General features: G+C 61.3%; 1 protein-coding gene. It reads right to left on the bottom strand.

Features of this window, described 5'->3' with window-relative positions:
• Positions 1–248 (bottom strand): isochorismatase family protein (locus KBI52_RS32370; RefSeq protein WP_247654074.1); only part of this gene is annotated, 248 nt, incomplete at both ends.

Here is a 248-nt window from a genome sequence, read left to right as displayed (position 1 = left end):
GTCATCACCCCCCCGATCAGCACCGTCGCGATATTCCGCCGTCTCAGCTGCAGGTCGAGTTCGGTGCCGTAAAAGGCGCTCCACTGGCGCTTGGTGATCGCCACATCGTAGCCAGCCGTCTCGATCGCATCATCGAACGCGAGCGATGCTGCCGGGATCCCACCTTCTGGCACCCTCAATTCAACATCGACGGGCGTGCGGATCATGTCGGCATAGCCGCCATTGAACGCAGCCCGCGTTAGGATGAT

The sequence above is a fragment of the Microvirga sp. HBU67558 genome, assembly GCF_018069605.1.
In the GTDB taxonomy this organism is placed as follows: Bacteria; Pseudomonadota; Alphaproteobacteria; order Rhizobiales; family Beijerinckiaceae; genus Microvirga; species Microvirga terrae.
This window is presented reverse-complemented; position numbering and strand designations above follow the sequence as displayed.